Origin of the sequence: Achromobacter sp. PD1 (assembly GCF_048541815.1) — a bacterium.
Classification (GTDB): domain Bacteria; phylum Pseudomonadota; class Gammaproteobacteria; order Burkholderiales; family Burkholderiaceae_B; genus Achromobacter; species Achromobacter bronchisepticus_A.
In genome coordinates, this window is record NZ_CP183349.1 from 1900437 (window position 1) to 1918241 (window position 17805).

Here is a 17805-nt window from a genome sequence, read left to right on the forward strand (position 1 = left end):
GCAATGGGGATCTATGCGGATGTTCAAAAGCTGGAGGTCGGCCAACTGGTCGACTTGTTCGAGCTGGACGCCACCGGCATTGGCGGCACGCTCCAGCGCTTTCACGGATACGCCCAGGTAGGCCCGATCTGGTGGCAAGGGAATCAGTACGACCCCTGGGCTATCCAGGCGGAGGGGTTTGAGCAGGTGGGTGAGGGGCAGCAGCCTACGCCCACGTTGTCCGTAGGCAACATTGGGCAGGACGCAGAGGGCAACCCCATGCCGGGTGTCATTTCCGCACTATGCATCCAGCTTGACGACCTGGTGGGCGCTCGCGTGGTTGTTCGGCGGACGCTCGGGAAGTACTTGGACGCGCGCAACTTCCCCGACGGTAATCCTACCGCCTCACCGGACGAAGAACTGGCGCCGGAGATCTGGATTGTCCAGCAGAAGACGAGCGATCTTCCCGAAGTCGTGGAGTTCGAACTATCGAGCGCGCTGGATTTCAACGGCCAGCAGCTTCCCGGCCGCCAGGTCATCGCCGGCGTCTGCGGTTGGCTGACGAGGGGCGGATACCGCGGCACGTACTGCGGATACACCGGGTCGCGCATGTTCGACCTTGACGGAAACCCCGTCACGGATCCCGCTCTTGATCGTTGCTCTGGCCTGTTGAGCGACTGCAAGAAGCGCTTCGGCGATTTCGAAGTTATCAATTTCGGCGGCTTTCCATCGGCTGACCGACTCAGAGGCTAACCATGCGCAAGAGGACTTTGACGGCCATCCGGGCTCACGCGATGGCGGAGTACCCGCGCGAGTGCTGCGGCCTGGTCGTGATGGCAGCCAGGCGCGAATCGTACTGGCCATGCCGAAATCTGGCGACCGGTACAGACCATTTCGTGATGGATCCAGAGGACTACGCCAAGGCAGAGGAGGCTGGGCGGATTACCGCCATCATCCATTCCCACCCGGACGTACCTATTGACCCCAGCGAGGCGGACCGCGTTGCATGCGAGGCGAGCGGCTTACCGTGGTTCATTGTCGGGGTGGAGAAGGATGCCGCCGGCGCCGTCGTGGCAGGAGACGTACGCGGGTTCGCGCCCGAGGGGTATGTGGCTCCGCTGCTTGGGCGTCCCTTTGCCCACGGTGTCCTGGACTGCTACAGCCTGATTCGTGATGGGTACGCGCGCGAGCTGGATATCTCCTTGCCTGACTTTCACAGGGATGATGGTTGGTGGGAGCCAGGCCGGGAGGGAGACCTTTACATGGACCATTTCGCCGAGGCGGGCTTCCGACCTCTGACCGTCGGCGAGGAATTGCAGTTTGGTGACGTGGTGCTGATGCAGATTCGTTCGGATCGTGTCAATCACGCCGGCCTGTTCATCGGAAGCCGCCCATTGAAGGAAGCGCCCGATCTCTTTCCGGTGCCCAACGCGATGCTCCATCACCTGTACGGGCGGGATTCTGAACGCGTGGTCTATGGCGGCTACTGGCGCGAGGCCACGCGCCTCGCACTTCGATATGAGGGTGCCCAATGAGCGAAACACTGCGTGAAGTGCGGCTGTATGGCCGGCTGGGCGCGCGATTCGGGAGAGTTCACAGGCTCGCCGTATGCAGCACCGCCGAAGCAATCCGCGCGCTATGCGTACTGATGCCAGGGTTTGAACGCGAGTTATCGGAAAGCGAGCTGCACGGCGTGCGGTACGCCTGTTTCCTCGGCAAGCGCAATATCGGCGAGGACGACATTGGGCATCCAGTGGGTTCCGATTCGATCCGCATCGCACCTGTCTTAGCTGGCGCTAAGCGCGGCGGACTTTTCCAGACCATTCTCGGTGCTGTCCTGATTGTGGCGGGGGCGGCAGTGAACGTCTTCGCTCCCGGGGCCGGCACGCCGTTTATGCAATTGGGAGCGGCGATGGCGCTTGGTGGCGTCATTCAGATGCTCTCGCCGCAGCAGCGCGGGCTCAGTGCGCGGGATAGCCCCGAGCATGGCGCTTCCTACAACTTCAATGGCGCGGTCAACACTTCAGCGCAGGGCAATCCTGCGCCGCTCTTGTATGGCCGAATGATCGTGGGCAGCGCGGTGATCTCGGCGGGGATCTACGCAGAGGATCAAGTATGACGATGCAATTCAATCGAGCCAGCGAGGCGCCTTCGGGCGCCTTTTTCGTTTCTGGCGGCTCGCGTCGGAGGGGTAGGCCCGTGGTCGGCCACGGGGGCGGGAAGAGTGGCGGCGGCGGCCGCTCTCCGAGGGAGGCGCCCGACAGTCTCCATAGCACCGCCTACGCCCGCATTATCGACTTGGTGTCGGAAGGGGAGATTTTTGGGCCAACCCATGGTTTGGGCGGCGCGTTGCGTGATGTGTACTTGGACGGTACGCCAGTAGCGAATGAAGACGGCTCGTTGAATTTTCAGAATGTCGCTATCGACTTTCGCACCGGCACACAGACGCAGGATCCATTGCCGGGATTCCCTGCGTCCGAGGTGACCACCGCGGCCAACGTCGAACTGACCGCGGCGTTGCCATGGGTTCGTTCGTTCTCTGACACGCAGCTGTCCGCAATTCGAATAACGCTCGCAGTCAACGGTCTGTCCCAAGCGAACACGAGCAATGGCGACATTACGGGCTATCGCGTCGAGTATCGAATCGAAGTCAGTACAGACGGAGGCGCGTATCAGACAACGCTTACGTCGGCCTTTGATGGCAAGACCACCCAGCGCTACGCACGATCGCACCGAATAGATTTGCCTGCGGCTCGTTCTGGCTGGTCGGTTCGCGTGGTTCGGACTACTGCCAACGCAGGCAGTAGCACCGTTTCTGATCGGACCTTTGTAGACGCCTATACCGAAGTGATCGATGCGAAGCTGCGCTACCCGATGTCGGCCGTGTTCGGGATCAAGGTCGATGCATCCCAGTTTCAGAATATCCCCGTTCGGGCGTATGACTTGAAAGGGCGCATCATTCGCGTCCCGTCAAATTATGACCCTGAGTCGCGCTCCTATGCGGGGACATGGGACGGCACATTCAAACTCGCATGGACGGATAACCCAGCCTGGATCTTCGTCGATCTGGTGAGCAACGACCGGTATGGCTTGGGCGAGCGCATCCCGGCCGGATGGTTGGATAAGTGGGGGCTGTACCAGATTGCCCGCTATTGCGATGAACTGGTGCCTGACGGATTCGGCGGGCAGGAGCCGCGTTTCACCTGCAACGTCTATCTGCAAACGGCCGCTGATGCCTATCGTGTACTTCAGGATCTGGCGTCGGTGTTTCGCGGCATGTCGTACTGGGCTAGCGGTTCTGTCTTTGCCGTGGCGGACATGCCTGGCGACCCGATCTATACATTCACGTCCGCAAACGTCATTGATGGGCGCTTCCATTACGCCGGATCGGCTCTTAACACCCGCTACACCGTGGCGTTGGTGTCATGGAACGATCTTTCTGACATGGGGCGGCAGAAGGTTGAATATGTGGAAGACCGCAGCGGCCTGGTGCGGTACGGCCTCCGGCAGATCGAAGTCAGCGCATTCGGGTGCACATCGCGAGGGCAAGCGAACCGCGTAGGAAAGTGGCTTTTGCTGACCTCCCGCATGGAAACGCGGTCCGTTTCGTTCTCGGTAGGGTTGGATTCTTGCCGTGTTCACCCGGGCAGCATCATCCGCGTGGCAGACCAGCACCTAGCGGGGCGTCGAATCGGAGGGCGGATTCATGCGGCGACCGGAACGGTGATTACTGTTGACGCCGCGCTGGGTGTCCGGCCAGGCGATCGCCTGACGGTCAACTTGCCCAGCGGTGTGTCCGAGACGCGAATCATCAGCACCGCAGTGGGTCAGGGACTGACTGCGGACATGACGACCTTCACAGTCGATTCCACCGAGCTGACTGCGGATATGGTGGGTCTTCCGGGAACAGTCCTCATTTTGACCGTTACGGCGCCTTATTCGGAGGTTCCTGAACCCGAATGCGTGTGGACACTGGAATCCGAGACGCTATCTGCACAACGCTTTCGAGTATTGAAGGTGAAGCGCAAGGAAGGGCTTGTCGCCGAGATCGCCGCTGTTCAGCATGAACCGGGAAAGTTCGACAACGTGGATTTCGGCACGCGGCTGGAACCGGTGCCGATCACGGTTATCCCGCCTGGCGTGCAGCCGCCTCCCTCCGAGGTGACTATCACGTCCTATCCCGTGATCAGCCAGGGCTTCGCCAGCCATACCGCCGTGTTTTCTTGGAAGCGCGCGGAGAGTGCTGTGGCCTATGAGGTGCAGTGGCGCCGGGATAACTCGGAATGGGTGAATATGCCGCGCACGGGGTCGGCGAGCGTTGAGGTGCCGAACGTCTACGCGGGGGCATTCCTGTGCCGGGTGCGTGCGCTGAATGCCTTGGATATCGCCTCTGTGTGGGCCACGTCGACGCTTACGCAGTTGGACGGCATTCTGGCTCCGCCTCCGGCCGTCACTAGCCTGGTGCCGACCGCTTTGGTCTTCGCTATTCGATTGAAGTGGGGGCTGCCTGCGGGCCCGTCCATTCTGGAACGGACCGAGATCTGGTACAGCGCCTCGCCTGCATTCGAGTCCGCGCAGAAGTTGGGAGACTACGCGTTCCCCCAAGACAGCACGACGCTGATGGGCTTGTCCGCCGGCGCGCGGCTGCACTTCTGGGCGATCCTGCGAGACAGGAACGGCGTAGCAGGGCCGCGCTATCCGGCGGGGAATGGCGTGCTTGGTCAGGCAAGCTCCGACGCCGGCGAAATTCTCGAGTACCTCACCGACAAGATCACCCAGACCCAACTGGCGCGAGACGTCCTCGAGCCGATTGAGCGGATCCCGGTGCTTGAAACTCGGATAGCTCAGGAGGAGGCGACTCGGCAGAGCCAGAATGAGGCGATGGCTCAGACGATCAGTACCGTCAGCGCGAAGGTCAACGAGAACACCGGCCTAATTCAGCAGGAGTCGCTTACCCGCGCGAATGAGAATGAAGCGATGAGCCGACGCGTCACGGACGTGCAAGCGACGGCCGGGGCAGCGTCACAAAAGGCAGATCAGGCGTTCGCCGGAGTTCAAGAGACGAGCCAGGCCATCGCCAAGACCAATGGCGATCTGTCGGCGATGTGGACGATTAAGGCGCAGACCACTGCGGGAGGTCGCAGCTACATGGCCGGCATCGGGGTGGGCGTGTCGAACACAGGCGGCATCGTCGAGTCGCAGGTGCTGGTGATGGCGGATCGCTTCGCGGTTCTGCATCCGAACGGCAGCAGCGTTACGTCGCCCTTCGTTATCCAGGGCGGCCAGGTGTTCATGAACCAAGCCTTTATCGGCAGGGCATTCATCGGGTCCGCGCAGTTGGCCGATCTACTTCAATCTGACGCAGTGAACAGCCTTGGGCAACCCATATTTACGCTGAATATGCGCTCAGGCCTGATGTCCTTCAATGGCCAAGACTCGGACGGATCGCGGACTGAAGTGAACAATAAGGGTGTGCGCTACTACTACCCGAACGGGCAGCTTGGCTTGCGTCTTGGCGGGGCTGCGTAGATGGCACTCGTACCGCTTGAAATTTGGGATCAGAACGGCGTCCCGCTGTTTAAGTTCGGCACTCGGGTCGCGCGCCAGTTCGGGTATTTCGATACGACAGCTGGCAACGGTTCGCGCTTCGTGGATGTGCTCGCTCAGCAGAATTCGTGGTTTGTTTGCAGCCCGAGGTTCGGCGGGACTGAGTGGCCGGCCATTACACGCAATGGCGGCACCATAAGTTGGGAAATTGTTGGCAACCCTAACAACGATGTTGTTAGGGTGCGCGTCTACTACGGGATGTTGTGATATGGCGGATGCTGCACTTTTGCTATACGACGAAGCCGGAAATCTGATCGTCGATAGCAAGAACGTCAATATGTTCTTGCGCTATCAGGGCGTTGGAAATTCGTTCACTTTCGCGGCGCTAGAGCCGGTGGTGTTCTTCCGGCCGACGCAGCAGTTTTCAAGCATGCGGGCTTTGATACCGAATGGCAACGGGACCTACACGGTCACCTTCGATGGCGCGGCGGTCGAATACTACATCTTCGACAGGCCCTGGGTGGCGGGTGGCCCGATCGATATCTGGGCCGAAGACGGGCGTCATATTTTCATGAGTACTGCGAAGCCGATGAACGTCTATCGGACCATGCAAATGGGTCGCTACTGGAATCCTGACGGGAGCGGCCGGGGAGCATACGACGGGGTTGAGTATGGCGGGCTACCGTATGCAAAGTGGGCGTACTGCCCATCGTTCTACCGTCAAGGCTACAACTGTACACGCGGTCCTGCCGGCATGACCTCCACCCTTCTGGGGGAGCATTTTGCTGCTCGAAACACAGGGGTCTTTTCCAAGTTCGGTCAGAACCTGGGTTTCTTCTATGGCTGGGCGCCGTTGACGGTGAACGCCTTCTACACCAAATCATCAACCAATGACATGGCCTATCTCGATGTGACGGGCTGGTTATAGCCCTGAGGACAGTAGGGCAGTTTTAGCGGACCCGCATTGGCGGGCTTTTTTTCGTCTATAGGGAACGCAATGAACGATTTTGAAAAGACGCTTGCCTGGTTGGCCGGCATGGGCGCGCTGATCGCAGTAGGACGTGCACTTACCAGTCAGGACAAGCTCTCGTGGAGGGTTGTCCTGGGCCGGACGATATTGGGCAGCGCGCTGGGTACCGTGGCGGCGCTGATCTACATCCCGTTCCCAGACGCGCCCCAGGTCGTCGTGATAGGCGCGGGCGCCGGTTTGGGAATTCTGGGTGAGCAGATCCTGGAGCTGGCGGCACGCCGGCTCATCTCGTTCAAGCTGGGGGGTGATTCGAAATGAGCCAATTTCAGCTGTCGCAGCGCAGCCTGACGCGTCTGGTTGGCGTGCATCCTGACCTGGTCGCCGTCGTGAAACTGGCGATCCAGCGGACGGCGGTGGACTTCTCTGTGGTTGAGGGCGTGCGCACGGTTGCGCAGCAGCGCGAGTATGTCGCGCGGGGCGCCAGCCAGACGATGGCCAGCTATCACTTACCGCAGGCCGACGGCCTGGGCCACGCCGTTGATCTGGCGCCGCTGGTGGGAGGCGCGATCCCATGGAACGACTGGGCGAAGTTCAAGGACCTGGCGGATGTAATGAAAGGCTGCGCCGCGGAATTGGGCGTGCCGGTGGAGTGGGGCGGGGATTGGAAGACGTTCAAGGACGGCCCGCATTTCCAGATTCCGCGCGAATGGAAGGGGCAGGCATGAACCCGCTGCTGCGCGCCGCATTGCCGTACCTGGTCGGCGCCGCGGTGCTGGCTGCCGCAGTGCTGGGCGTGCGCTGGTACGGCGCCGTCCAGTACCGGGCCGGTATTGACCAGGCGAAGGTGGATCACATGCTGGCTGAGCTCGTGGAGTTCAAGGCCCAGACAGCCAGAATCAGCGGCATTTCGGAAACCCTGGAAAGCGCGCTGGCGGCGCTGCGTGCCGCCAGCCCCAAGATCATTGAGAGGTATACACGTGTCGAAGTTCAGAGCCCTCTGCCTGCTGGCTGCCGCATTGATTCTGAGCGGTTGCAGCGCATCAACGAAGCCGGCCACATGGCCAATTCTGCCAGCCAATCTGGCCCAGCCGTGCCCGCCGGTTCCCGAGGTGATCAGTGATAGCTGGGATGACTTCGCCCGCAGCTACATGGCCCTGGCGTTGCAGTATGGGGAATGCGCTGCCCGGCACCGGGCTGCGGTGAATGCCTGGGCCAAGTCCTAGCGGGGCTCCATCCCCTTACGGAGCTTGCGCGGTGATTCCAAGTCTTGGGCCATGCCAGACGTAGCGGACGGCGACCCGGACCCTTAGCTCGGTTGTATTTCCAGTGCTACCCTGGGTATGAATCTTGCTGCGCTCAGCAAGAACTCTTGGGGATCGATGTGAATACGGACGAGTTTGTTTCTAAGATGATCGTGACCGCCGGCCCTGAGAATTTGGGATTCGGAGACTGGGCGGAGGTGCTCTACGCCTACGCTGCAGTGTTGGAGCGGATAGAAGCGCGGTTGACCGTGGAGGAGATTCACGAACTGGTCGGCGTGGGCGGCCAGTTCTATCGGACTCTCGCGCGTGCTGAAGACTATCGCCGCATGTTTAGGCGACATTCTGCCGCGGAGTGAACCTCGCGGCGATTCAGGTACGCGCCCCATAAAGGGACGCGTGCTTGAGACTTACACCGTATGTAGGCCTGCCAATTGAGCGGGGCTCGGCGGCGGTCTTGTCACTTCCTTTTCCTTCGCCCATCCTGCTTCCCACGCATCGACCTTGGCCTGCCAAACTCTGGGTGATTCTCCCGTGTGCCCGGGCATTGCCTGGGCCTTGAGGTAGGGGCAGTCCCAAAGAGGCGATCCTTGGCGGGCGGCCGCTGCTCCCTGCTTTCGGATGTCGTCATACATTGCGCAACCCTCCAAAAGTAGATGATCGAGGGCCAAGTATGAAACGAGTGGAGAGGCGAACGCAATAGTATGTCCGTACCAAGGGCGCTAGCGCGGCGACATCCCCTTGCGCAGTTTGTGCGGCGATTCCAGCAGGTGGGCCGTCATCTGGTCCCTCTCCAGCACACAGGGCTCTTTGGCCAGGCCGGCCAGCAGATCGTCGTAGATGTCGCCCGTCAGGCCGGCAGGCCGCTTCAGCTCAAAGGACACCTGATGCATGCGCAGCAGGGCCGCGCGCAGGCGCTTCACCTCCCAAAGCAGGGAGAGCACATCAGGGTTCCAGGGCTGACGCTCCCGGATGGCCCGGAGGTCGGCGAAGGTGAGCGGGTCTTTGAACGGCATGGCGGAAAACACTGGTTGAGTATCCAGTATATTCCGTCGATAATTGGGTCAGCTATCGGGCTTTCCCATGTCGCGTGCCCAGCGTCGAGATCTCGTTTCAGCGATCCAGCCACTTTGCCACGCTTCAAATCTCTCTCTCCAGCTCACCGGGGACTCTCCCGTCTGCCCCGGCATTGCCTCTGGTTTCAGAAATGGGCAATCTAATAGCGTCGCTCCTTCACGCGCGGCCTGCGCGCCTTGCTTTCGGATGTCGTCGTGCACTTGTGCACCCCCCAAAAGTGGCTGATCGGGCGAATAGTATCGAGCCGGCCGGGATCGGATTGCAATAGTGTGTCGATCCTGGCTTAGGTCGAATGTCGCTATGCCGCGGTCGAGTCCAGGCCCAAAAAAGCCACCCGGAGGTGGCTGCCCTGAGGCGTCGCGTGCCGGTACAAAAGGCGCCAAGTGATATCCGTCTCGGCAATATAAGTAGGTATTTTTTAAAAAATACTTGCATTGCTTGGGCTGCATAGTGAGAATGTAGGTACTTTTTAAAAGGAACCTACATGAGTTCGACTGATACCAAGGTGACGGGCAGAGCCAAAGGCGGGGTCCAGCGGGCGATTAATGCTTCCCCCGAGCGGCTTAGTGAGATTGGCCGGCTTGGGGCGGAGATCAAGAAGTTGCCAAGGGCCACGCATGGAGCCGCAGATAAGCCTCTGGTGATCGGCGACATCGAAATCACTTGCTACGTGCTTGAGGATGGCCGGCGTGTGCTGGCTCAACGTGGTCTCCAGCAGGGGATAGGTCTCTCGCAAGGAGGTGGACATACTGGCGCGCGCAGAATCGCCGAATTTCTGGCTAGGCTGGAGAAAAAAGGTATATTAATCAATGACTTGATCGCGCGCGCAAATTCCCCAATTCGCTTCGTTCCGCCGCATGGAGGGAACCCAGCCGATGGTTACGACGCCACAATTCTTCCCGACATTTGTGCAGCGATTATCGCGGCTGATCAGTCCGGTGCGCTCGACAAACGGCTAAAAAGGGTGGCCGAGCGTGCTGCTATTCTTCAACACGGATTTGCGACGATTGGGATCATCGCGCTGGTCGACGAGGCAACTGGGTATCAAGAAGTTAGGCCTCAAGACGCGCTTCAGGCCTACCTTGAAAAGGTGATCAGCAAAGAATTGGCCGCCTGGGTTAAAAAATTCCCCGACGAGTTCTACGAGAATATCTACAAGCTTCGTGGATGGCCATGGCCCGGCATGAGCAAAAATCGCTACAGTGTTGTGGGAACCTATACCCGCGACTTGGTTTTCGAAAGGCTAGCGCCTGGGTTGCTACCCGAACTTGAAAGACGGTTGCCTAAAGATGAAAAGGGAAATCGTGTCGCTAAGTTGCACCAGCACTTAACTCAAGATATTGGCGACCCTATGCTCGCTCAGCACATGCACACGCTCGTGATGTTCCAGCGTGTGGCGCTTCAAAATGGTTATGGCTGGGCGCGCTTCGTAAAAATGGTGGATGCAGCAATGCCGAAGCGCGGGAACACCCTGGAATTGGCTTTGACAGAGGTTTGACAGGAGCTAGGCCTCGCGCCTCTAACCAGGCGTGCGGCTATTAGCCTTCACGACCGCACCCACTGCCCCGCCTCATCATCCCGCAGCCTGGCGCCAGCCAAAACGAAAACGCCCCAACTCGTGAGGGAGTTGGGGCGAGTGCCCATATGCCGCCGGCCAAGGACGCACATGGGCGCCAGGAGTGTATCAGTCGTACAGTTCGGCATCCTTCAGGGTCTGATAGTGGCTGCACATGGTCCCTCCCATCGGAAGGGCCAGTATAGGATCAGGACGCGGCGCGCAGCGGGGTGACGTTCCACTCGGTGCCGGCGGCGCAGCTTTCCAGGTAGGCTGCCCAGAGCTCGAGCGCGGCCCGGCGCTCCGGGATGTCGTCGCGCACGTCGTAAATGGCCTCCATGCCCTTTAGCTTGTGGTTCAGGGCAAGCTCGGAGATCTCATTGGTGACGCCCAGGTTGCGCATATGGCCCTTGGCCGTGCTGCGGGTGTCGTGCGGGGTGAATCGGCGGATATCCAGGTCGCCGCGGTCGAAGGCGCGCCGCAATGCTGCCCATAGGGTGGTGCTTCCGACGTGCGTGTCGCCGCCCTGGTTGCGCCGGCGCCGCTCGTGGCGCGCGGGCAGAACCCATTCCGACGTGCCGGCCAGGGCCTGCAACTGCCGGAACCAACCGGCCACGGTCGGCGTGAGCGGCACGGTGAAGCCGCGGCGGACCTTGACGTTTTCCTCTGGCACCCACCACGTGCCGCGCTCGAGGTCGACATATTCCCATCGCGCCTTGGCCAGTTCCACCGACCGCACGCAGGTGGCCAGCAGGATGCGCAGCGCCAGTGCGTTCTCGGTGCCGATATCCTCGATGCTGGTCAGCAGGCCACGTAGATCGGCCTCAGTCAGCATCACCCGGCGTTTCACTGGCGGGCGTGGGCCCATGAGGGACACCAGGTCCACGCCTGCGGCGGGGTTTGTGTCGATGAGGCGTAGGCCACAAGCGTGGGCGAAAAGTTGCTTGGCCGTCGTGAGGATCCGCTTGCTGATCGTCCACGTGCGTTTGGCCGAAGTCAGCATATAAACAACGTCGGAGGGTTGCACTTGGTCGACAGGAATGGGGCCCAGCTTTGGGATGATGACCTTGTCCAGATCCCAGTTTCGGTAGGTGATAGTGTCGGCGGCCAGGCCGGCCAGCTTCTTGCTGCGGAAGTCGTCGACTAGTGTGCGGACGTTGGACACCTTCGTCGCCCGCGCCTTGCCCCGCTGCTTCTCCAGCGCGGGGTCAGCGCCGCGATCGATGGCGGCCCGAAAATCCCTGGCGGCCTTGCGCGCTGCCGCCAGGGAAATATCCGGGTAGTTTCCTATGGTGACTTCCTTCTGCGGGCCGCCCTGGCGATACCGCAGTACCCAGGCAGCGGTGCCGGCCGCCGACAGAGTGAATGTGAGGCCGTCGCCGTCGCTGCGCGCCAGCTTCTCGCCAGCGCTAACCCAGCGCCGCAGCTGGATATCGTCCAGCAGATTCTTCCCCCGCTTTGCCACCGTGTTCTCCCTGTGAAATGAGTAGCTAGCGGTCCTGGCTACTCATCTAGCTACTCATTGAACTGTCGCCAGCAAAGTACTACACGGAACACCCGGAAACAAAACAGCCCGCGTTTATGCGGGCTGGCGGGGAGGTGGGTGCATGGCAGGAAACAAAGGTGCACCTGCATGGGGCTTGCAGGTGGCTAATTTCATGATTTTCGTAGACCGTTCATTCATGCGGCTTGCGGCGGCGTCGCCCGCCACGATCCCGGTTCCAGTTGATCTTCTGGCCATGCATCCGGGGCGTGGTCGGCGGTCGCCGGGGACAGACGCAGATGATACCGTGGCTGCGCCGCCCGGGCCGGCGGCCTGTCCGCGCTGAAGCTGACTCTCAGGCTTGCAGGGCGCCATGCAGTAGCTAGCTTGAGGCCCTATAAAAAGAGCCGGGTTGGGCGAACAAAGGGGGCGCGGCGTTAGATATTCGATCTTCCATTAATAATAATTTTTCTCAATAGATTGAGTTATTTCAAGTCACCATAGATCTGTGCGCGGAGGCACTTCGATGTCCATGGGTTCGCAGGGAGCGGGGCTTGGAGACGTTTTCATTGCACATCGGGCGCAGCTGCGTCGCATCGCGCAAAGAATCGTCGGCACGCCGGAGATCGCGGATGAAGTGACGCAAGACGCCTACCTGAAGCTCATTGAAGGGTCATGCGCGCGCGACGTCAGCGAACCTTTTGGTTACTGCTGCCAGGTGGTCCGTAATCTGGCGTTGGACCATTGCCGCCGTCAGGCCGTCGAATCCACGTATCGCATCTATACGGACGATGGGGAATTGCCGCAGGTCGCTGGCGGCTGCGTGCCGGAGCGTCGCTTCCAGGAGCGGCAGGTGATCGATGCCATCGACCAGATCCTCGGCACCTTGCCGCCCAGGACGCGGCGCGCCTTCGAACTCTATAGGCTCGGCGGTTTGACGCAACGTGAGGTGGCGCGGCAAATGGGCTGCTCGGCCACGCTTGTGAACTTTATGCTCCGGGATGCCACTGAGGCCGTCGCCAGCTGCCGCGATTTGTTGGAGGTCTGAGTCCGCAGGCATCGGGCTGCGCAGTTGCGCCTTGGGCTTGGTTGGCGCAAGCATGCGGTTCGGACGGTATGCCGCCGCCCAAAGAAGTTATCGTGGATAGCCTTTTCCTATACCATAGCGCCGACTAGCCATTCAGGCCCGACGGTAGCCAATGGGCGATGACATCGATTCGAAGCAAGACCCGGTCTGGGATGCTGCCTGGTCCTGGGTGCTGCGCCAGCACGAGCACGATAGCTTCGACGCAAACGCTGAAGCCGAGTTGGTGCAATGGCTTGCCGTCGATGCGGCCCATCGTCAGGCCTACGACAAGGCCGGCCGCCTGTGGTTGATGGTGGGCTTGGTTCCTCCCGCGAACGATATCAATATCCCCGGCGCCGAGGAGCGCGGCGGCAAGGCCTAGTTTTCAGGCTTGTTCTCGCCACGTTTGCAGCCATCGACGCCATGCCGCTGTGCGCGGTTTGCATCTCCTTCCCCCTGCACGCTCGATCAGCGCCGCATCCGCAAGGATGCGCTTGCACATGTTCGCGCGCTGCTTGACCGGCGGCTGGCGCGCTGTCGACGGCGTCAAGGGAGACAAGAAAACCGTTCTCGATTATGTCGAGAAGACTTGGACCGACATGCGGCCGCTGTCGCCGCGCAGGTGGATGGACGAACAATCTGCGGCGATGCAAGGCCGGCCATGGCATGGCAAGCCACGACGAGCGCTATTTCCATCTGGCCGACCGCCTGATACGGATGGAGAACGGTCAGATCACGGCGATCGAGACATCGGTTGGAGGGGATCTGGCGAAGTTGGCGCCCGCCGAGCTGGTTGCCGTGCAATGAGAGGCTGTCGTTCGCCGGCGTTGCCCAGATAGTTTATGTGTGAATTTTTATTTCCACCCTGAGTGGATGGCGCAGCCTGGGATGGCTCGCTCCAGGCCGCGGGCGGGGAAGTACACAAAATGTTCTATTTTTTGCGGTTTTCTAATGCCTGAGAATTGACGCGGCGTCTACGCTCCCTACAGTTTCCTGAACGGAGAGGAGTATGAAGCCCCTTGATTTGGATCAGGTTCCTCCTGGCGTGGCCGGAGTTCCCGGCATCCCCATCGTCGGCTGGCTGCTGGACGGGCCGCAGCCCGAGTTCACCGATATCGTCAGCGTTGCCCGCCAATGGATGGCGGACGGGCAGCGCGTGTCCGAAGTGGTGCGGGCCCAGGACTGCCGGGGAGCGCCCGCGGCGGGGCCTGGGCTCATCCTGATGCGCGCCTGCGGCCTCGCGGGAAAGCGCTCGGGCGCGGAGAGAAAACAATGAAAACCGGAGTGATCAGGCTCAACGGGCATCAGCTCGAATATGAACTCAGGCCGCTGGCGGCGCAGCAAGGCTACGAAGCCTGGGTACGCACCGCGCCAGGCCGCGAATGGACGCGGATAGGCGTGGGCGATTCCGCCTTCGTGAGCGAGGATGCCGCGCTCAAGGGCATCAAGTACGCCGCAGTGGAAATCAGCGCGCGACGGCTGCAGGCCTAGGGTTTGCCGGCCCATGGCGCGTCAGGCCGTCGCGTCTTGCATCAGCCTTTTACCAGCCCGCCGTCGACGATCAGGTTCTGTCCGGTCACCGCGCGCGACCAGGGGCTGGCGAAGAACAGCACGGCGTCGGCGAATTGCTCGGGCGTGGTGACTTCGCGCAGCGGCGTGCCCGCGGCAATCATGTCGAAGACCGCGTCCGGCGTGGCCGCCGAGGCGTCGGTGGTGCGCAGCAAGCCGCCCGAAACCATATTGACGGTAATGCCATCGGCCCCCAATTCATGCGACAAGGTGCGGGTGAAAGCCAGCAGCGCGGCCTTGGCCGCGGTGTAGTCGTGGTATGGCACCACCGGGTTCTGGACCAGGTTGGTGCCGACGTTGATGATGCGTCCGCCGCCAGCTGTCCGCATGCCGGGCAGGGCTGCCTGCGTGGTGTTGAGCGCGGCGCGCACGCTGCCTTCCAGCTGCGCGTTCATCTGCGTCCAGTCCAGCGCGCCGGCATGCGGACGGGCGTCGCCGTTGAACTGGAAGGCCGGCAGGGCGTTGTTGACGACCGTGGCAACGGGCTGGCCGAAATGCTTGGCGGCCTGCGCGAACATGGCGGCGACGGCGGCCGGGTCGCGCACGTCGGCCTGCAGCGCGATGGCGCGGTCCGGCGCGCTGGCGGCCAGCGCCTGCGCGCGTTCGGCGCTGTTCAGATAGTTGACGACGACCTTGGCGCCTTCGCGCAGGAAGGCGCGGGCGATGGCGGCGCCCAGGCCGCGGCTGGCGCCGGTGACGACGACGAGTTGCTGGTTCAGGTCCAGGGAGGGGCGTTGCTGCGATGACATGTCGTTAAGGCTTCCTGCTCAGTGTTCCGAGCCGCTGTTCAGCATGCGGCTGCGGGCTTTTTCAATATGGGCGCGCATGACGTTGCGTGCGCCTTCGGCGTCCTGTTCCTGGATCAGCCGGTAAATGTGGCGGTGTTCCTCGATGGCGGCGCGGGTGCGCTTCCAGGGTTCGCTGTGGACCAGGTGGCGCATGACGTTCACGGCGTGGCTGACGTCGTACTCCAGGGACTTCAGCACCTGCACGAAGCGCTGGTTGCTGGTGGCCGCGGCGATGGCGCGGTGGAATCCGTAATCGTGATGGTGGGCGATGGCGCCGGAAGCGTCGGCTTCTTCGTAGCCGGTCAGCATGCGGTCCATTTCGCGCAGGTCTTCGTCGGTGCGGCGCAAGGCGGCCAGGTAGGCGCATTCGGGCTCGATCACCATGCGCAGTTCCAGGCCTTCCAGGATGTGGCCAACGCGGCGCGCCGGGTCCACCGCGGGCATGCCGCCCATCAGGTCGGGCTTTGCGCGCACGTAGGTGCCCGAGCCGCGGATGGAGTCCACCAGCTGGTCTTCGCGCAGCCGATCCAGCGCCTGCCTGACCACTGGCCGCGATACCTCGAACAGTGCGGCCAGCTCCAGTTCCGTTGGCAGCTTGTTGCCGGGCGCGATCTTGCCGGTGGCAATGGCATAGAACAGGCTTTCGTAGACGCGCTCCGCAAAGCGCTCGGCGCGCACGTAGCCCAGGCCCGAGGCCACTTCCGCCAGCACGTCCAATTCCGGCCGGGGGCGGTCCACGGCTTGCAGCAGCGATTCCAGCTGTGGATCCCGCACATTGCTCATCGTCATTCCTACATGCATTGCCGGGCTTGTCAGTCACCATGACAAATCCGGGGTGGCGTTAAGCCGCTGAATTATTAGGGATTACCCGAGGTGACCAGGAAATATCCTGACTCTTGGGACAAAAGCTGTCAATTCAATTGACAAGTTGCGGGCCGCTCCCGTACCTTGACCCGAAACCAAAACGCAATCCGCGCGCGACGCCATATCCCCGCAACCGGCCGTCCGGCCGCTACTTTACTCCGCACATCGTGACTCAGAAGAACTTTATCGCCAACCAATGGGTGGCAGCCGCCACCGGTGAAACCATTCCCGTCCTGAACCCGTCCGATGGCAAGCCCTTCGAGGCGATCGCGCGCTCGGGCGCCGCGGACGTGGATCGCGCGGTGACCGCGGCGCGCGAGGCTTTCGAAGGGGAGTGGGGCCAGATGGCGCCCGCCGCGCGCAGCCGCCTGCTGATGCGCATCGCCTTCGCGCTGCTGGACCGCCAGGAAGAACTGGCACAGTTGGAATCGGCCGACACCGGCAAGCCCATCAAGCAGGCGCGCGCCGATGCCGCCGCCGTGGCGCGCTACTTCGAGTTCTATGCCGGCGCGGTCGACAAGCTGCATGGCGAGACCATTCCCTACACCCCGGGCTTCACCGTGCTGACGGTGCGCGAAGCGCACGGCGTCACCGGCCACATCGTGCCCTGGAACTACCCGCTGCAGATCTTCGGCCGCAGCGTGGGCGCGGCTCTGGCCGCCGGCAACGCCTGCGTGGTCAAGCCGGCGGAAGACGCCTGCCTGTCGCTCCTGAAGCTGGCGGAGATCGCCGCCGAAGTCGGCCTGCCGGCCGGCGCGCTGAACATCTGCACGGGTTATGGCCATGAAGCCGGCGCGGCGCTGTCCGCCCACCCGGGCATCGACCATATCTCTTTCACCGGTTCGCCGCAGACGGGCAAGATGGTGGCGCATGCCGCCGCCGAGAACCATGTGCCGGTCACGCTGGAACTGGGCGGCAAGTCGCCCCAGATCGTGTTCGACGACGCCGACCTGGACGCCGCCATGCCGGTGCTGCTGGCGGCCATCATCCAGAACGCGGGCCAGACCTGCTCGGCCGGCAGCCGCGTGCTGATCCAGCGCGGCGTGTACGAAACGGTGCTCAAACGCCTGTCCGACGCGTTTTCGGCCACCGTCACCGGTCCAGCCGCGGCCGACCTGGACGTGGGTCCGCTGATCAACGCGCGCCAGCAGGACCGCGTGCGCGGCTTCCTGGCTGAAGCCGAGGCCGAAGGCATGAAGGTCGCCGCCCGCGGCAAGTTGAAGGAAGGCACGCCCGAGGCCGGTTTCTACCAGCCGCCCGTACTGTTCCGCGACGTGCCGCCCAACAGCCGCCTGGCGCAGGAAGAAGTCTTCGGTCCGGTGCTGGCCGCCATGGTGTTCGACACCGAGGAAGAGGCGCTGGAAATCGCCAATGGCACGTTGTACGGCCTGGTGGCCGGCGTCTGGACCCGCGACGGCGGCCGCCAGCTGCGCCTGGCGCGCAAGCTGCGCGCCGGTCAGGTGTTCATCAACAATTACGGCGCCGGCGGCGGCGTGGAGCTGCCGTTCGGCGGTTCGCGCCAATCGGGCTACGGCCGCGAGAAGGGCTTTGAAGCGCTGTACGGCTTCACCACCCTGAAGACGATCGCCATCCGCCACTGATCCTGGCTTGCGGGCAGTCCGGCCCCTGGCAAAATATCGGTTAACGT

General features: G+C 62.0%; 24 protein-coding genes and 1 pseudogene. 19 read left to right on the forward strand and 6 right to left on the reverse strand.

Annotated elements, in window-relative coordinates:
* Positions 1-3: 3 nt before the first annotated feature.
* The 11 genes from ACM1PE_RS09025 to ACM1PE_RS09075 all read left to right on the forward strand — a co-directional run bounded on the left by ACM1PE_RS09025 (position 4) and on the right by ACM1PE_RS09075 (position 8114).
* Positions 4-732: a phage minor tail protein L gene (locus tag ACM1PE_RS09025; RefSeq protein WP_419343038.1), complete on the forward strand. Its 729-nt coding sequence runs from the start codon at positions 4-6 to the stop codon at positions 730-732.
* 2 nt (positions 733-734) lie between these two features.
* Positions 735-1514 carry a C40 family peptidase gene (locus ACM1PE_RS09030; protein ID WP_419343039.1) on the forward strand — a complete coding sequence of 260 codons (780 nt, stop codon included), beginning with the start codon at positions 735-737 and terminating at the stop codon, positions 1512-1514.
* Positions 1511-2098 (forward strand): tail assembly protein, encoded by a 588-nt coding sequence (locus tag ACM1PE_RS09035; RefSeq protein ID WP_306636416.1) that lies wholly within the window; start codon positions 1511-1513, stop codon positions 2096-2098. Before ACM1PE_RS09030 ends, ACM1PE_RS09035 begins: the two co-directional genes overlap by 4 nt.
* The gene (locus ACM1PE_RS09040) at positions 2095-5508 is read left to right on the forward strand and encodes a host specificity protein J (RefSeq protein WP_373429079.1); all 3414 of its coding nucleotides are present in this window, start codon (positions 2095-2097) and stop codon (positions 5506-5508) included. Before ACM1PE_RS09035 ends, ACM1PE_RS09040 begins: the two co-directional genes overlap by 4 nt.
* Positions 5509-5793 carry a hypothetical protein gene (locus ACM1PE_RS09045; RefSeq protein ID WP_059374264.1) on the forward strand — a complete coding sequence of 95 codons (285 nt, stop codon included), beginning with the start codon at positions 5509-5511 and terminating at the stop codon, positions 5791-5793.
* A gap of 1 nt (position 5794) precedes the next feature.
* Positions 5795-6454 carry a hypothetical protein gene (locus ACM1PE_RS09050; protein ID WP_306636418.1) on the forward strand — a complete coding sequence of 220 codons (660 nt, stop codon included), beginning with the start codon at positions 5795-5797 and terminating at the stop codon, positions 6452-6454.
* A 69-nt stretch (positions 6455-6523) separates the two neighbouring features.
* The gene (locus ACM1PE_RS09055) at positions 6524-6814 is read left to right on the forward strand and encodes a holin (RefSeq protein WP_306636420.1); all 291 of its coding nucleotides are present in this window, start codon (positions 6524-6526) and stop codon (positions 6812-6814) included.
* On the forward strand, positions 6811-7221 hold the full coding sequence (locus tag ACM1PE_RS09060; RefSeq protein WP_306636422.1) for a M15 family metallopeptidase: 411 nt from the start codon (positions 6811-6813) through the stop codon (positions 7219-7221). The genes ACM1PE_RS09055 and ACM1PE_RS09060 overlap by 4 nt, the downstream gene beginning before the upstream one ends.
* Complete coding sequence (locus ACM1PE_RS09065; RefSeq protein WP_419343040.1) at positions 7218-7616, forward strand: hypothetical protein; 399 nt, start codon at positions 7218-7220, stop codon at positions 7614-7616. The genes ACM1PE_RS09060 and ACM1PE_RS09065 overlap by 4 nt, the downstream gene beginning before the upstream one ends.
* Complete coding sequence (locus ACM1PE_RS09070) at positions 7564-7719, forward strand: hypothetical protein (protein ID WP_419343824.1); 156 nt, start codon at positions 7564-7566, stop codon at positions 7717-7719. Before ACM1PE_RS09065 ends, ACM1PE_RS09070 begins: the two co-directional genes overlap by 53 nt.
* Positions 7720-7877: 158 nt before the next feature.
* The gene (locus tag ACM1PE_RS09075) at positions 7878-8114 is read left to right on the forward strand and encodes a hypothetical protein (protein ID WP_059378642.1); all 237 of its coding nucleotides are present in this window, start codon (positions 7878-7880) and stop codon (positions 8112-8114) included.
* A 51-nt stretch (positions 8115-8165) separates the two neighbouring features.
* On the opposite strand, the gene ACM1PE_RS09080 is transcribed toward ACM1PE_RS09075, so the two are convergent.
* From ACM1PE_RS09080 to ACM1PE_RS09090, 3 genes are all read right to left on the reverse strand, one after another.
* Positions 8166-8390, reverse strand: coding sequence for a CrpP-related protein (locus ACM1PE_RS09080; RefSeq protein ID WP_419343041.1), 225 nt, complete (start codon positions 8388-8390; stop codon positions 8166-8168).
* 87 nt (positions 8391-8477) lie between these two features.
* Positions 8478-8771 (reverse strand): hypothetical protein, encoded by a 294-nt coding sequence (locus ACM1PE_RS09085; RefSeq protein WP_059378639.1) that lies wholly within the window; start codon positions 8769-8771, stop codon positions 8478-8480.
* A 48-nt stretch (positions 8772-8819) separates the two neighbouring features.
* Positions 8820-9281, reverse strand: a complete 462-nt coding sequence (locus ACM1PE_RS09090; RefSeq protein ID WP_419343043.1) for a CrpP-related protein — start codon at positions 9279-9281, stop codon at positions 8820-8822.
* A gap of 35 nt (positions 9282-9316) precedes the next feature.
* On the opposite strand from ACM1PE_RS09090, the gene ACM1PE_RS09095 reads away from it, so the two are divergent.
* Entirely contained in the window at positions 9317-10330 is a 1014-nt protein-coding gene (locus ACM1PE_RS09095) for a P63C domain-containing protein (RefSeq protein ID WP_419343044.1), read from the forward strand.
* Positions 10331-10595: 265 nt separating this feature from the next.
* Here the strand turns inward: ACM1PE_RS09095 and ACM1PE_RS09100 are convergent, their stop codons facing one another.
* Positions 10596-11852: a tyrosine-type recombinase/integrase gene (locus ACM1PE_RS09100; RefSeq protein ID WP_419343045.1), complete on the reverse strand. Its 1257-nt coding sequence runs from the start codon at positions 11850-11852 to the stop codon at positions 10596-10598.
* A 544-nt stretch (positions 11853-12396) separates the two neighbouring features.
* Between ACM1PE_RS09100 and ACM1PE_RS09105 the strand changes: the two genes are divergently transcribed.
* The 6 genes and pseudogenes from ACM1PE_RS09105 to ACM1PE_RS09130 all read left to right on the forward strand — a co-directional run bounded on the left by ACM1PE_RS09105 (position 12397) and on the right by ACM1PE_RS09130 (position 14427).
* Positions 12397-12918: a sigma-70 family RNA polymerase sigma factor gene (locus ACM1PE_RS09105; protein WP_059374271.1), complete on the forward strand. Its 522-nt coding sequence runs from the start codon at positions 12397-12399 to the stop codon at positions 12916-12918.
* A 151-nt stretch (positions 12919-13069) separates the two neighbouring features.
* Complete coding sequence (locus ACM1PE_RS09110) at positions 13070-13318, forward strand: FecR/PupR family sigma factor regulator (protein WP_419343046.1); 249 nt, start codon at positions 13070-13072, stop codon at positions 13316-13318.
* 127 nt (positions 13319-13445) lie between these two features.
* Positions 13446-13583: pseudogene (locus ACM1PE_RS09115) on the forward strand (antibiotic synthesis protein MbtH); the annotation flags it as partial.
* A gap of 19 nt (positions 13584-13602) precedes the next feature.
* The gene (locus ACM1PE_RS09120; RefSeq protein WP_419343877.1) at positions 13603-13743 is read left to right on the forward strand and encodes a hypothetical protein; all 141 of its coding nucleotides are present in this window, start codon (positions 13603-13605) and stop codon (positions 13741-13743) included.
* Between the two features lie 202 nt (positions 13744-13945).
* Entirely contained in the window at positions 13946-14212 is a 267-nt protein-coding gene (locus ACM1PE_RS09125; RefSeq protein ID WP_419343047.1) for a hypothetical protein, read from the forward strand.
* Complete coding sequence (locus ACM1PE_RS09130) at positions 14209-14427, forward strand: hypothetical protein (protein WP_059374274.1); 219 nt, start codon at positions 14209-14211, stop codon at positions 14425-14427. Before ACM1PE_RS09125 ends, ACM1PE_RS09130 begins: the two co-directional genes overlap by 4 nt.
* Before the next feature lie 41 nt (positions 14428-14468).
* Here ACM1PE_RS09130 and ACM1PE_RS09135 read toward each other — a convergent pair whose 3' ends face one another.
* Both ACM1PE_RS09135 and ACM1PE_RS09140 read right to left on the reverse strand, forming a co-directional pair.
* Positions 14469-15254, reverse strand: a complete 786-nt coding sequence (locus ACM1PE_RS09135; protein WP_059374275.1) for a 3-oxoacyl-ACP reductase — start codon at positions 15252-15254, stop codon at positions 14469-14471.
* A gap of 18 nt (positions 15255-15272) precedes the next feature.
* Positions 15273-16076, reverse strand: a complete 804-nt coding sequence (locus tag ACM1PE_RS09140) for a FadR/GntR family transcriptional regulator (protein ID WP_054456557.1) — start codon at positions 16074-16076, stop codon at positions 15273-15275.
* Between the two features lie 245 nt (positions 16077-16321).
* Between ACM1PE_RS09140 and ACM1PE_RS09145 the strand changes: the two genes are divergently transcribed.
* Positions 16322-17758 (forward strand): aldehyde dehydrogenase family protein, encoded by a 1437-nt coding sequence (locus tag ACM1PE_RS09145; RefSeq protein ID WP_187523986.1) that lies wholly within the window; start codon positions 16322-16324, stop codon positions 17756-17758.
* Positions 17759-17805 lie beyond the last annotated feature (47 nt).